General features: G+C 58.0%; 13 protein-coding genes. 9 read left to right on the top strand and 4 right to left on the bottom strand.

Annotated elements, in window-relative coordinates; all coding sequences use genetic code 11:
• Positions 1-54: 54 nt before the first annotated feature.
• From pilM to ACVW0B_RS13435, 4 genes are all read right to left on the bottom strand, one after another.
• A complete protein-coding gene (pilM, locus tag ACVW0B_RS13450) occupies positions 55-1,173 on the bottom strand; it encodes a type IV pilus biogenesis protein PilM (RefSeq protein ID WP_457491921.1) in 1,119 nt (372 codons plus the stop codon).
• A 180-nt stretch (positions 1,174-1,353) separates the two neighbouring features.
• A complete protein-coding gene (kaiC, locus tag ACVW0B_RS13445; protein WP_457491920.1) occupies positions 1,354-2,988 on the bottom strand; it encodes a circadian clock protein KaiC in 1,635 nt (544 codons plus the stop codon).
• A gap of 28 nt (positions 2,989-3,016) precedes the next feature.
• A complete protein-coding gene (gene kaiB, locus ACVW0B_RS13440) occupies positions 3,017-3,319 on the bottom strand; it encodes a circadian clock protein KaiB (protein ID WP_011430723.1) in 303 nt (100 codons plus the stop codon).
• Between the two features lie 2 nt (positions 3,320-3,321).
• Positions 3,322-4,326 carry a circadian clock protein KaiA gene (locus tag ACVW0B_RS13435; protein ID WP_457388389.1) on the bottom strand — a complete coding sequence of 335 codons (1,005 nt, stop codon included), beginning with the start codon at positions 4,324-4,326 and terminating at the stop codon, positions 3,322-3,324.
• A 121-nt stretch (positions 4,327-4,447) separates the two neighbouring features.
• Between ACVW0B_RS13435 and ACVW0B_RS13430 the strand changes: the two genes are divergently transcribed.
• The 9 genes from ACVW0B_RS13430 (at position 4,448) to rlmD (ending at position 12,207) form a co-directional block, all read left to right on the top strand.
• Positions 4,448-5,383 (top strand): nucleoside hydrolase, encoded by a 936-nt coding sequence (locus tag ACVW0B_RS13430; RefSeq protein WP_011432144.1) that lies wholly within the window; start codon positions 4,448-4,450, stop codon positions 5,381-5,383.
• 78 nt (positions 5,384-5,461) lie between these two features.
• On the top strand, positions 5,462-5,980 hold the full coding sequence (pgsA, locus tag ACVW0B_RS13425; protein ID WP_414329287.1) for a CDP-diacylglycerol--glycerol-3-phosphate 3-phosphatidyltransferase: 519 nt from the start codon (positions 5,462-5,464) through the stop codon (positions 5,978-5,980).
• The gene (gene ruvC, locus ACVW0B_RS13420) at positions 5,955-6,503 is read left to right on the top strand and encodes a crossover junction endodeoxyribonuclease RuvC (protein WP_457394499.1); all 549 of its coding nucleotides are present in this window, start codon (positions 5,955-5,957) and stop codon (positions 6,501-6,503) included. Before pgsA ends, ruvC begins: the two co-directional genes overlap by 26 nt.
• A gap of 95 nt (positions 6,504-6,598) precedes the next feature.
• Positions 6,599-7,252, top strand: a complete 654-nt coding sequence (locus ACVW0B_RS13415) for an LON peptidase substrate-binding domain-containing protein (protein ID WP_457491919.1) — start codon at positions 6,599-6,601, stop codon at positions 7,250-7,252.
• Between the two features lie 129 nt (positions 7,253-7,381).
• Positions 7,382-8,137, top strand: coding sequence for an alpha/beta hydrolase-fold protein (locus ACVW0B_RS13410; RefSeq protein WP_457491918.1), 756 nt, complete (start codon positions 7,382-7,384; stop codon positions 8,135-8,137).
• A 36-nt stretch (positions 8,138-8,173) separates the two neighbouring features.
• The gene (locus ACVW0B_RS13405; protein WP_041436180.1) at positions 8,174-9,232 is read left to right on the top strand and encodes an ATP-grasp domain-containing protein; all 1,059 of its coding nucleotides are present in this window, start codon (positions 8,174-8,176) and stop codon (positions 9,230-9,232) included.
• Positions 9,233-9,300: 68 nt separating this feature from the next.
• Positions 9,301-9,489 (top strand): hypothetical protein, encoded by a 189-nt coding sequence (locus ACVW0B_RS13400; protein ID WP_414350610.1) that lies wholly within the window; start codon positions 9,301-9,303, stop codon positions 9,487-9,489.
• Complete coding sequence (locus ACVW0B_RS13395) at positions 9,474-10,661, top strand: GNAT family N-acetyltransferase (RefSeq protein ID WP_414523161.1); 1,188 nt, start codon at positions 9,474-9,476, stop codon at positions 10,659-10,661. Before ACVW0B_RS13400 ends, ACVW0B_RS13395 begins: the two co-directional genes overlap by 16 nt.
• A gap of 151 nt (positions 10,662-10,812) precedes the next feature.
• Positions 10,813-12,207: a 23S rRNA (uracil(1939)-C(5))-methyltransferase RlmD gene (gene rlmD / locus ACVW0B_RS13390; RefSeq protein ID WP_457491917.1), complete on the top strand. Its 1,395-nt coding sequence runs from the start codon at positions 10,813-10,815 to the stop codon at positions 12,205-12,207.
• Positions 12,208-12,312 lie beyond the last annotated feature (105 nt).

Here is a 12,312-nt window from a genome sequence, read left to right as displayed (position 1 = left end):
CAGGACTTGGGTCATGGTTCTATCATAACTTCCGCATTCCTCCCGACACTGACCCTACGGGTACAGTGCGGGGCTCCTGCGATTTCTAGCTGAATCCGGCACGACAATGTTGCCAAAGGGATCCGCCAACTCCACCGCCACGCTCAACGACTGAGATAAGAAGCCGTCGATTTGGCCGATGCTTGCCCCAGTTCCGGCCAGCAGTACTTTCACCACAGGCGAGCTGCTTTCTGTGCTCGTAAAGAAGTCGATGGAGCGCTTCAGTTCATCCGCCAAATCGGAGACAACGCGCGTTACTGCTGCTACACCGGGATTGCTGGGCGCCGGCTGTTCTCCCGTGGCCAAAATATCGGTGGGGTTGATCAAGGGTAACCTCAGAGTTCGCAACAGGTCGCCGGTGCGGCTAAGCGGCAGATTCAGGGATTGGGCCAGCACCTGCCGCATGTGGATGGTGCCGATGTTGACGGTGCGGGTAAATTGCGGGATCCCGTTCACCAAAATGCTGATCTCGCTGCTGTCGTAGCCGATGGAGCTGAGCAACACGGCCTCTTGGGGGCCGTACTGGATTAGCTGATCGCGGATGGTGCGAATGAGGGAGAAGCTGGCCAGCTCCACACAGCGCACCTGCAAGTTGGCCACCTGCAGCACCTCCAGGTAGTTGTCCACCACCTCTTTGGGGATGGCCACCAGCAAGACTTCGATGCGCTCAATGCCATCCTGGGAAAGATCGAGACCCAAGGGCTGGTAGTCGACATCCGCCTGATCCCGCGGATAGGGAATGTAAAGTTCGGCCTCCTGCTCCAAAACCACCCGGCGCAGCTCATCGGCGGGCAGGTCGGCAGGCAGGCGAATGAGACGAACGATGGCCTCCCTTACGGGCACTGCTGTGGCTGCCGGCAGGTTGGTGGGTACCTTGTTTTCATTGAGCAAATTCATCAGGATCAAGCCAACTGTGCTCGGATCGAGGATGCGTCCTTCGACCATCGCCCCTTCTGGCATGTCCACGCTGTGGTAGTGGGCCAGACGATAGCGACCATTGCCCTGCTTTTTCAGTTGGGCAACGGCGATGCGCTCGGGGTTGATGTCCACCCCAAGCATGGTTCGGGTTTTGGAGCCACCGAAAAAGCTAAACACACCGGGAAACCCCGCCCTTTGCGCTACTGCTAGAGGCATACTACCCAATTTGTAGGTGGGTTACCACTGTTCGCCATTGGCCGCGGGGAAATCCTTGTCTGGGCCGATCCCTCCCTGCCAGCCGCAAGTGCAGGGCTTGCGCGGTGTTGAGCGGTGTTGGAAATTCGCTTGACTCAACGGGTCTGTTGCCGCGCCCGCTCACGGAACTGTTGTAACCGCTCACAACCCTTCTTCCTCGAGGGCCTGGACGTTTTGCACAATCCGGGAGAGCTCGTTTTTCTCATCCACATTGATGCGGGTCGGGGATCCGCTGATGATGCGCTCGTAGCCCCGGAAGGAATCGCGGATTTGGATGCCCGCATTGGAGATCAGGTACTCGCGGATCCCTTTGTCGTGCCAGGATCCCCGCATTTTGAAGACGTTGAGGGCGCGGGCCATTTCTCCGCGGATCTCCACGTATTGCAGCAGGATGATCGTGTCGGTGATGGTGGAAATATGGGATTCGGTGATGGAATGGGATCCCATGAATTGGTCGGTGGTGTTGGTGAAAAAGCCGGTGATCTCCTCCTGCTTGGCCAGGCCAGTTACCCCGATTACAAACTGGCGGAAGGCATTTTGGCTCACTCCCCGCGCCAGGGCTGACAGGGAGTCGATAGCCATGCGGGAGGGCTTGAAGGCCATCATCTCGGTTTTGATCTTCTGCAGGTGGTCTTCCAGGCCGGCAGATTCTGGGTAGGCGCAGATGATCTTGAGGAGGCCCTGCCGCTCGAACTCTTCCAGGTCAATGCCCCAGGAGGAGGCGTTGCGGGACAGCTGCGCCCGCGACTCTTCGTAGGCAAAGAGAATGCAGCGTTCCCCATCCAGGCAGCCCCGCTCCAGGAATTTGCTCACCAGCGAGGTTTTGCCCGTGCCGGTGGCGCCGGTGGCCAAAATAATCGAGTCCTTGAAGAAACCGCCGCCGCACATTTCGTCCAGCTTCTCGATGCCGGAGGAGACCCGCACGTTGGAGGAGCGCTGCGTCAGCTGCATGGCTCCCAAGGGGAAGATGTTGATCCCGTCGTTGGTGATGGTGAAGGGATATTCCCCCTTCATGTGGGTGGTGCCCCGCAGCTTCAAGATCTCAATGGTGCGCCGCCGTTTCTCTCCCTCCAGGATGTTGCGTAGGATCACCACGTTATCGGAGACGAATTCCTCTACGCCGTAGCGGGCGATGGGGCCGTACTCGTCGGTGCGCTCCGTGGTCATGACGGTGGTGACGTTGGCCTGCTTGAGGCGGGCCGTCAGGCGGAACAGCTCCCGCCGCACCACACCGGCAGGGTCGTATTGCTGAAAGATGGCTGTCACTGAGTCGATGGAGACCCGCTTGGCTTTGTATTTGCGAATGGCGTACTGGATGCGCTCGATGAGGGCCGACAAATCAAAGTTGCCGCTCACCTCATAGCCTTCGGGATCGGGGGAGGCATCCAGGATAAACAGTTGGCCCCTGTCGATGAGGGCCTGCAGATCCCAGCCAAAGCTGGAGGCATTGCGAATGATATCGGCGGGGGTTTCCTCGAAGGTGACGAAGATCCCCGGCTCTTGATACTTCACAATGCCGTTGTAAAGGAACTGCATGGCAAACAGGGTTTTGCCGGTGCCGGAGGTGCCGCTGACCAAGGTGGTGCGTCCCAGGGGTAGCCCACCGTGACTGATGTCTTCAAAGCCCTCGATGCCCGTCTGTTTTTTGGGGATCCCTCGCAGCTCTGAGAGATCCGCCCGGTGGTTGTCTGGGGTTGGTTCGGTGGAGTCCTCTGCGGTGTTATCTTGGTTATCTTGTGGCTTTTCTGGCTCAGAAGGCCCCAATGACTGGTTCATCCCACTCTCCTTGCTCCTGCAGCCTGTCTCAAGCCTCTTCGTCCAATTCTTCGTAGAGCAGATCCAGGCCGATGAGCACTTTCTCGCGGTTGGACAGATCGCCAATAATCTTCCGCACCGGTGGCGGCAGGATTTTGGCCAAGGTCGGCGTTGCCAAGATCTTATCTTCCTCTGCCAGTTGCGGATTTTTCAAGACATCGATCACCTTCAGGCTGTACACGCCGCGGAACTCCTTTTCCAAGATGTCTTGCAAGGTGCTGAGGGCACGCAGAGAATTGGGGGTGTTGCCCGCCACGTAGAGCTTGAGAACATAGGCTTTGCGAGTGGACATATCTAAGGATCCCTTGGAGCGGTTTTGGGAATGGAGCGGCGGTACATTTCGCTCAGGTGGGCCATCACATCGATCAGGGTAAGGCGGTAATCCAGCAGGATCTCTTCGCTGCGGCCTTCCAGCTTCAATTGTTTGGCAAAGTCTTCCATCAAGTTCATGTGCAGCTCCAGCAGTTGAGCAGCGCCGATATCGGCAAAAAAGGCCAAGGCCACCAGCTCGTCGATGCGGGCATTGACGGTCTCGGGAGATTGAAAATAGTCCAAGACGATTGCCTGGTAAAGGTTACGCAGCCGTCGCATGAGGGCTTGCTGCTCGTGGGGCGGGAGGCGACGGTAAAACAGCTCTGGGTCACGATGATAGTACACTCCGGCGTAGCCCAGCCGTTCCCGCAATTTCTCCGCCAGCCGCCGTTGTTGTTGGTTGCTGTAGGCCAGGTAGGGCTGATCGCTGGGATGCACTGGGCCCTGCGGGAGGCCGCAAGTGGGAGACATCTGCAGAAACAAGGCGATGGCCCGATCCACCAGCAGCTCCAAGACGGAAGGGGATCCCGAAGCGGTACAGTCGGCCCGCACCTGCCCCTTCAGCTCCTGTGGCGAAATGGGACGGACGAGGGTGGCGTTGTGGTAGAAAAACTGCTCTCGCTTGAGCAATGCTTTCACCAAAGATGAGGTGGCAGGGATCTCTCCTTCCGTCTCCGGTGTTTCCTTTTGCAGGTGGGATTCTTCCAGCACAATCGCCAACACCGTCGGCAGCAGCAGTCCCCACGCGCAGAGCTGATTGCCCAGATCGTGCAGCTCTTGCAGCCGAGTGGGATCCACCAGGAGCACCAAGCAATCGACATGGCCGTCTTGTCTCCTGAGAGCCTCTAGGAAGGTAGCTTGATCCTGAAAACACTCGACAACAAAGCGTTCAGGGGGTAGCCAGTCCTCGCAAGCTAGGGGCTCTCCTGCTGGCGGCTCCCAATCCAGCAACAGGTTGATGCGCAGTGGATGGGTGTCAGGCAACAAGACAAAGGATGAAGATATATTTCCTATCTTAAATCTGACCGGGATCCGCGCTCACCGGCCAGAGGAAAAGAGCGGGAGAAAAACCTAAACTAGGGGTGAGTGAGCTGCTGCCGAGATCCCTATGGTGCCCCTGATCATCGACTGTGACCCTGGCCAAGACGATGCGGTGGCTCTGCTGCTGGCTATGGCGTCGCCAGAAGAGCTGCAATTGCTGGGCATTACCACGGTGGCTGGCAATGTCTCCTTGGACAAAACCAGCCGCAATGCTCGACAGATCTGTGAATTGGCCGGTCAGCCGCAGATGGGGGTGTATGCTGGCTGCCCCCGACCTCTCTTGCGCCCTCTGGAAACCGCCGAGCAGGTGCATGGCAAAACCGGGATCGACGGAGCGGATCTGCCGGAGCCCCAGATGCCTTTGGGATCCCAGCATGCGGTGGAGTATCTGATTGAAACCCTGATGGCTGCCCCTGAGCCGGTTACCTTGGCTTTGCTGGGCCCGATGACCAACTTGGCAGTGGCCCTGGTGCAGCAGCCCCGGATTGTGGAGCGCATCCAGCGGCTGGTGTTTATGGGGGGATCCGCCTTTGAGGGGAATGTTACCCCGGCAGCCGAGTTCAACATCCTCACCGATCCCCACGCCGCCCAGATCGTGCTCAGCGCCGGGATCCCGGAGGTGGTGATGCTGGGCTTGCACGTCACCCAACAGGTCCTCAGCACGCCGGAGCGGATTGAGCGCATCCGCGCCCTGGGCACCCGCGTTGGGCAGACGGTGGCCAATATGCTCACCTTTTACGGTAAGGTCGACGTAGAACGCTACGGGCTACCGGGAGGGCCATTGCACGACCCTTGTGTGATTGCCTATCTGTTACAGCCGCAGTTGTTCGAGCTCAAGCCCTGCTACGTCGAGGTGGAAACGGCTAGCCCCTTGAACCTGGGCCGGACGGTGGTGGATCGCTGGGGATCCAGTGGTCGCCTCGCCAATGTTCAGGTGGCTTTTGGGGTGGATGCCCAGGGGTTTTACCACCTGCTCACCGAGCGCCTGGGCCGTTACCGATAATTCTGATAGTTCTGATCCTTGAGGCCAGATCCGAAGGTGGAGAATCCCAGCGCCGTCCAACGTGCCAAGCTGGAGTGGGTGAACCTGCCCACCGCCGTCACCCTGCTGCGGCTGGCAGGGATCCCTTTTGTTTTGCTGGGCCTGAGCCTGCGATCCCCACTGGGGGAGAGGTTGGCCCTCTGGGCGTTCCTGTTGGCGGCGGCAACCGATTGGCTGGATGGCCATTTGGCCCGCCGTTATGGCTTGGTAACCGATATGGGCAAGTTTTTGGATCCTCTGGTGGATAAGCTGCTGGTGTTGGCGCCGCTGCTGGGCCTGCTGGAACTGGGGCGGATCCCCGCTTGGGGCGTGTTTTTGCTGGTGGGGCGGGAGCTGGCCATCGCCGGCTGGCGGGTCAACCAAAGCCAAATCCGCGGTGCCAATTTCTGGGGCAAAGCCAAGACGGTAACCCAAATCCTGGCCATTGCTTTGCTGATTTTGGGGTGGCCGGGAGGGATCCCTTGTTTTTGGGTGGCGGTGGTTCTCACCCTGATCTCGGGCCTGACCTACCTGCACACCGATCATCCCCATCATGCGCAGTCACCCGGCAGGCCATAGCCCTTGTCAGATCCCCCCGCCCCTCGCCGACAGAGGAGACACCCCACCTGAGCAGCGCATCCTCGGCCTAGATCCAGGTCTGGGAACCATGGGGTTTGGTTGCATTCTGGCGGGATCTGCGGGGTTGAAACCTGTGGATTATGGGGTGATCAGCACCCCCAGCCAACACTCGATGCCGGAGCGGCTGCAAACGCTGCACGAGGATTTGAGCCAGTTGCTGCGCCAACTGCGCCCGCATCAGGTGGGGCTGGAAAAACTTTTTTTCTACAAAATGGGCAATACCATTGCCATCGCCCAAGCCCGTGGCGTGATCCTGCTCACCTTGGCCCAGCATCATCTGTTGCCGGTGGAGTTTACGCCCGCCCAAGTCAAGCAAAGTTTGACAGGCTACGGACGCGCCGACAAGCAGGCTGTACAAGCTGCCGTGGCCCGGGAACTCAACCTGCCCAGCTTGCCCCGCCCGGATGATGCCGCCGATGCCTTGGCGATTGCCATCACAGTCTGGCACCACCGCTTCTCTTGAGGGATCCCCTCCCTGTCAATCCCCTACCTTTAGCAGAGATAAAGATTGGCCAATAAAGATGGGCTAGACTCAGTACAGCGAGAAGCACAAGCCCTATGCCTTCTTCTTCCGTGGATGTTCGCGAGCTGCCGCTGTTTCCCTTGCCGGAGGTGGTGCTGTTTCCGGGCCGACCTCTGCCGCTGCACATTTTCGAGTACCGCTACCGCATGATGATCAACACCATTCTGGAGACGGATCGCCGCTTTGGGGTGCTGATGTTCAATCCCCAGACGGGATCCCCAGTGCGGGTGGGCTGTTGTGCTGAGGTGTTGCAGGTGCAGCGATTGCCGGATGACCGTATGGACATTTTGACCTTGGGGCAGCAGCGCTTCCGCGTCTTGGATTACGTGCGGGAAAAACCCTTCCGGGTGGGGCTGGTGGAATGGATTGAGGATGAGCCGACCACCCCTTCCGATGACCTGCAGGGCTGGGTGCGCCAGGTTACCACTCTCCTTCAAGATGTGGTGCGTCTCTCGGGCAAGCTAATGGAGCGGGATGCACAGTTGCCGGAGCAGCTCCCCACCACTCCCATAGAACTGTCCTACTGGGTGGCTAGCCACTTCCATGGGGCCCCCCAAGAGCAGCAAGCTCTGCTGGAAATGGTCAGTACCGAAAGGCGGCTGCGCCGGGAAGCCGAAATTCTCGAGTCCACCCGCAAGCACTTGGCCGCCCGCACGGCCCTCAAGGATCTGTTCACGGAAATTTCCTGAGGTTCCTGTCAGTTGGTCAGGTCTGCTCCCATCTGTTCTGGTGGCTCTTGTGGACCTTTCCAGAGAGTGCCCTTTGCCTTTCTCGACCAGGCAGAGCAGAATGCTTCCCCCGGAAAGGTTGGGTATTTCTTGAGGATCCCTTCCCCGTTTTTCATGGCCTACGCTCGCCGCTACTTGCGCTTTCCCTCTCAGATCCTGGGCCGGGAAATGGAGATGCTCCACTTCGGGCATCACGGCTACCCGCTGATCTGTCTGCCCACCAGCAACGGGCGTTTTTTTGACGTGGAAGATCGCGGCATTATTGCCAGCCTCAGCCATCATCTGGAGCAGGGCTATTTGCAGGCTTTTTGCGTGGAAACCCTGGATTGGGAGACTTTGTTCAACCGCCAGCTGGACTTGCCCCAACGGCGGGAGCGTTGGCTGTTGCTGGAGCAGCACTGGGTAGAAGAGCTGATCCCCTACGCCAAGGCCGAGGCGCAGAATGAGTTTCTGGTGGTGGCTGGGTTTTCCCTGGGAGCTACCCATGCTGTCAACCTCACCTGTCGGCATCCCGGCCTAGTGCGCCGTTGTTTGGCTCTGGGGGGGCCCTACGATGTGGCCGCTCTCGGCTCTGTCACCGGCTGGGATCCCCAACGGGCAGAGCAGGAGCTGTATTTCATCAACCCGCTGGCCTATATGTCCAACATGAGCCGGCAACTCTGGGATCACTTGGGCGGGCGCAACACCGAGCTGAAGCTGCTCACCGCTCGCCACGACCACTGCCTCAGCGACAACCTGCGTCTGGCGGAAGTGCTCAGCCGCAACAACATCCCCCATCAACTGGAGGTATGGGAGGGGGATCACGACTGGCCCACTTGGCAAGCGCAAATCCGCGCCTTCGCGTAGGATCCCTTGCAGGGAATAGCTTTTGAGAGAGCTTTGATGATTGAAGACTATTGGGTTGGCAGCCTGCACTTCAGCGAGCCTTTTGGGGACGATACTCTGGCCCGCCTCAACGCACTTCCCCCTGTTCAAGCTCGCAACGGCCAAACTTACAAGATCCGGGCCGAACATGTCACCATTCACGAGGTGAACCTGGATTACCGCACCAAGTATCGCTTGATCCTGGATCGCTTCAGCTACCTTTACCCCCAAGCCATCGGCCTATTCATGGGCTTTGCCTTTCGGGGGGTTTACCTCATCAACAACCCGTTTAGCTTTTATTACTACCTGCGCAACAAAGATGCTGCCTACATGGTGGTCAAAGAGCTGGGGATCTCCATCCCCAAAACTTACATTCTGCCCCCTAAAGAAGCCCCCGCATTGAAAGCAGAGGACTTTAAGTATCACAAGTTTTTCGATTGGCAGGGGATGGCGGAAGATCTGGGCTGGCCAATTGTGATTAAGCCGGCGGAGGGGCGAGAGGCCATTGGAGTAGAAATAGCCCACAACATGGAGCAGCTCCTCTATTTTTACGACCGCTCTGGATCTCAGGTGATGATGATCCAAGAGAAGGTCAAAACCCCTTACCCTTGGCAGATTCGCGCCCTCTGCATTGGCCGAAAGATCATTCCGATCAAGTATATCTTTCGCAAGTTCGATGCCAGCGAATATCTGTTTGATCCAGAATTTCTTACCCCGGAAATGGGCCAGAAAGTCATCAATACCTGTCGGATTATCAATCGAGTTTTGGGCTATGAAATGAACTCGGTGGAGCTATTTATCGACGAGCAGGGAGAGCTCCAGGCCATCGACTTTAACAATCCGGTGCCCGATGGGCGGCTCAAGGCTTTGGGAGAGATCTTCTACAACGATTACCAGCAGGCCCTTTGCGATTTGGTCTTGGACATCGTGCGGGAACAGCGTCCTTTCGACTTCCTGCCCCCAGATATCAACCGCTTTGCTCACATTGCCCGACGGGCTGACCTCACCCGCGAGCAGAAGTTTCAGATGGCTTTGGAATTGGCCAACCGTTACTACGAGCCCAGGGATCCCGATTAAAATCAAACCAGAACCCACAAGTGTGGTTTTCCGCTGGGGAAGTTGTGGACGGGCAAAGGAGCAGCAGCGTGGTTTCCGACCCCGCTTCAGGGTGGTCCATAATCAAGCAGGCGCAGGGATCCTGCCAGGTGCTGCATTTGGCGGCGGGGGATCCCCTCTTGAGTCGGCAAGAGCATTGGGGGCCTTTTCCCAGCCAAGCTGAGGCAATTGCACGGCGGGTTGGTCTGATCCGAGCAGGCAAATGTCAACCGGGTTGAAATGGCGCTGGTGCCACGATATTCGCGAGATCCCAGCAGGGGCCTGGCACGCCTTGCAAACGGAGCGCACCTCTCCTTTTTTGGAATACGAATGGTTGCACAGCCTAGAGAGCTCAGGTTGTGCCAGCCGCAGGACAGGGTGGCTGCCCTGTCACCTGTTGGTGGAGGCAGACGGCCAGTTGATTGCTGCTGCCCCCTTGTATTTGAAAAGCCACAGTCAAGGGGAGTTTGTCTTTGACCAAGAATGGGCTGCAGTTGCCGGCCAATTGGGGGAACGCTACTACCCGAAGTTAATCGGCATGGCCCCCTTCACCCCGGCCACGGGCTATCGCATCCTCGTCCATCCCGAGTATTCGGAAGCAGAGGTGTGGTCGTTGATGCTGGCAGCCATTGACCGGTTTTGCCAAGAGAAGGATATTTCGGTGTTTAGCTTGCTTTATGTAGATCTGGACTGGCGGACTCAATTGGAGTCGGATGGATTTACGCCCCGGATCACCCACAACTACCAGTGGCACAACCCCGGCTACCGCTCTTACGAAGACTTTTTGAGCCAGTTCAATGCCAACCAGCGGCGCAACATCAAGCGAGAGCGGGCTGCAATGGAAAAAAGCGGCCTAGAACTCAAGATTTACACAGGAGAGGAGATCACGCCCCGCCTGTTGTCTCTCATGTACGACTTTTACAGCAACACCTGCGCCCAATTTTGGAACTGGAGCAAATATCTCAATCGCCGCTTTTTCGAGTCTCTCTATCCCGACTATCGGGAGCGAGTTGTGCTGGTGGCCGGGGAACGGAATGCAGAAATTGTGGGGATGTCTTTTTGTATTCGTAAGGGAGATCGCCTGTTCGGGCGCTACTGGGGTTGTCGGGAGGAGGTGAAGTTTTTGCACTTTAACGTTTGCTACTACGAGCCCATTGCCCTCGCCATCCGAGAAGGGATCCGCAACTTTGATCCCGGCGCAGGGGGATCCCATAAGATTCGACGGGGATTTCCGGCCACGCCTGTGTACAGCTACCACCGCTTCTACAGCCGAAGGCTACAACAGGTTTTGGTGCCCTACCTAAACCGGGTTAACCCTCTCATGTTGGCCGAGCTGGAGAACGTGAATCAAAACGAGGTTCCTTTTCGAGAAGATGTTTTGCCTTCTCTATCTGCTTTGACCAAGGAGTGAACCACTTCATTGGATGGGGTTTTCAATCCCGTAAGCAGTTGGCGGCTGACATGCTTTTTGCCTTGCTACAGCTTTTTCCGGCAATGCTGACTCCAGCCAACACGACCTGACCTATGGTTATAGTTATTTCGAATTTCGGCGAAACAGCCTAATGGAACATCCGATCCCTTCCGTCCTTCCTGATCCCGTTAAACCTGGGGATCTCTTGGCGTTGGAGGTCACGGCCCTGACCCCCCAGGGAGATGGCATTGCCCACACGGTAGGACTTGGACAAGGGCGAGTGGTGTTTGTGTCCCAGGCGGTGCCCGGGGATCAGGTGGTGGCCCAAATAACCGAGATCAAGCGCAACTACTTGGTCGGGCGAATTCGGTCGCTGATTTCTCCCTCTCCCCAACGGGTGCGACCAGCCTGCATTGTGGCGGACAAATGTGGTGGCTGCCAATGGCAACATGTCAGCTATGCCCAGCAATTGGCCACCAAGCAGCAAATCCTCAGGGATGCACTGGAGCGGATTGGCGGTCTGACTCTGCCGCAGCCTGTCCCTATTTTGGGATCCCGGCAGCCGCTGCGCTATCGCAACAAGGTCACCTACCCCATGGCCAAACCGGAGGGCCAGCCCTTGCGCATGGGCTACTACCAACGGGGCAGCCACCGCCTGGTGAACCTCAACCAATGCCCCGTGCAAGACGAGCGGCTGGATGTGTTCCTGAGGGAAATCAAGCGGGATCTCCAAGAAACGGGCTGGAGTGTCTACGACGAAAGTCGTCACCAAGGTCATCTCCGCCACTTGGGTTTGCGCATCGGTCGCCGTACCCGCGAGGTGCTCCTGACCTTGGTCAGTTGCAGTCGTCGCCTGCCCCATCTGGAAAGCTGGGCCGAACGCTGGATGCAGCGCTACCCTGACCTGGTGGGGGTCTGTCTCAATCTCAACTCGGCCCGCACCAATGCCATCTTCGGCCCGGAGACTGAGGTGATTGCCGGTCGGGGGTCTTTGCGGGAGGAATTTGCCGGTTTTTCCCTCTGGATCGACAGCACCTCTTTCTTCCAGGTCAACACAGAGCAAGCAGAAGCCTTTTTTACCTGGATAGCCGACCAACTGAACCTGCGGGGAGAGGAAACCATCCTGGATGCCTACTGTGGCATCGGCACCTTAACCTTGCTGCTGGCGCAACGGGCGAAACGGGCGATGGGGGTGGAAGCTTTGCCGGAAGCGGTGGCCCAAGCCCGCTACAATGCCCAGTTCAACGGTATCGCCTCAGCCCAATTTTTCCAGGGCACGGTGGAACAGGTTTTGCCGACCCTGCCCCCTGCCGACATTGTGGTGCTGGATCCGCCGCGGCGCGGCTGCGACCGCCAAGTGCTCGAGACCCTAAAGCTGCGACGACCACCACGCATCGTCTACATTAGCTGTCACCCTGCCACTTTGGCGCGAGACTTGCAGATCCTACTGGCAGAGGGATCCTATCGCCTTACCCAATGGCGGGCGGCTGACTTCTTTCCCCAAACCGGGCATGTGGAGGGGGTGGCCTTTTTGGAGCGAGTTTGAAGAGTACGCACCCTGACCAAAAGGCGCGGCAAGCCCCGTCCTTCAGGGCAGGGAAGGATAGCGCCGACCGTAGCCGACGCCCTTTAAAAACGCAGTGCCGGCCAT

It is taken from the genome of Thermostichus sp. MS-CIW-23 (genome assembly GCF_054059455.1).
This window is presented reverse-complemented; position numbering and strand designations above follow the sequence as displayed.

What these genes read in the sequence shown, in the direction of transcription:
- pilM (WP_457491921.1), bottom strand. Translation starts at nt 1,173, where the DNA reads ATGCCTCTAGCAGTAGCGCAAAGGGCGGGGTTTCCCGGTGTGTTTAGC.
- kaiC (WP_457491920.1), bottom strand. Translation starts at nt 2,988, where the DNA reads ATGAACCAGTCATTGGGGCCTTCTGAGCCAGAAAAGCCACAAGATAAC.
- kaiB (WP_011430723.1), bottom strand. Translation starts at nt 3,319, where the DNA reads ATGTCCACTCGCAAAGCCTATGTTCTCAAGCTCTACGTGGCGGGCAAC.
- ACVW0B_RS13430 (WP_011432144.1), top strand. Translation starts at nt 4,448, where the DNA reads ATGGTGCCCCTGATCATCGACTGTGACCCTGGCCAAGACGATGCGGTG.
- ruvC (WP_457394499.1), top strand. Translation starts at nt 5,955, where the DNA reads ATGCGCAGTCACCCGGCAGGCCATAGCCCTTGTCAGATCCCCCCGCCC.
- ACVW0B_RS13415 (WP_457491919.1), top strand. Translation starts at nt 6,599, where the DNA reads ATGCCTTCTTCTTCCGTGGATGTTCGCGAGCTGCCGCTGTTTCCCTTG.
- ACVW0B_RS13405 (WP_041436180.1), top strand. Translation starts at nt 8,174, where the DNA reads ATGATTGAAGACTATTGGGTTGGCAGCCTGCACTTCAGCGAGCCTTTT.
- ACVW0B_RS13395 (WP_414523161.1), top strand. Translation starts at nt 9,474, where the DNA reads ATGTCAACCGGGTTGAAATGGCGCTGGTGCCACGATATTCGCGAGATC.
- rlmD (WP_457491917.1), top strand. Translation starts at nt 10,813, where the DNA reads ATGGAACATCCGATCCCTTCCGTCCTTCCTGATCCCGTTAAACCTGGG.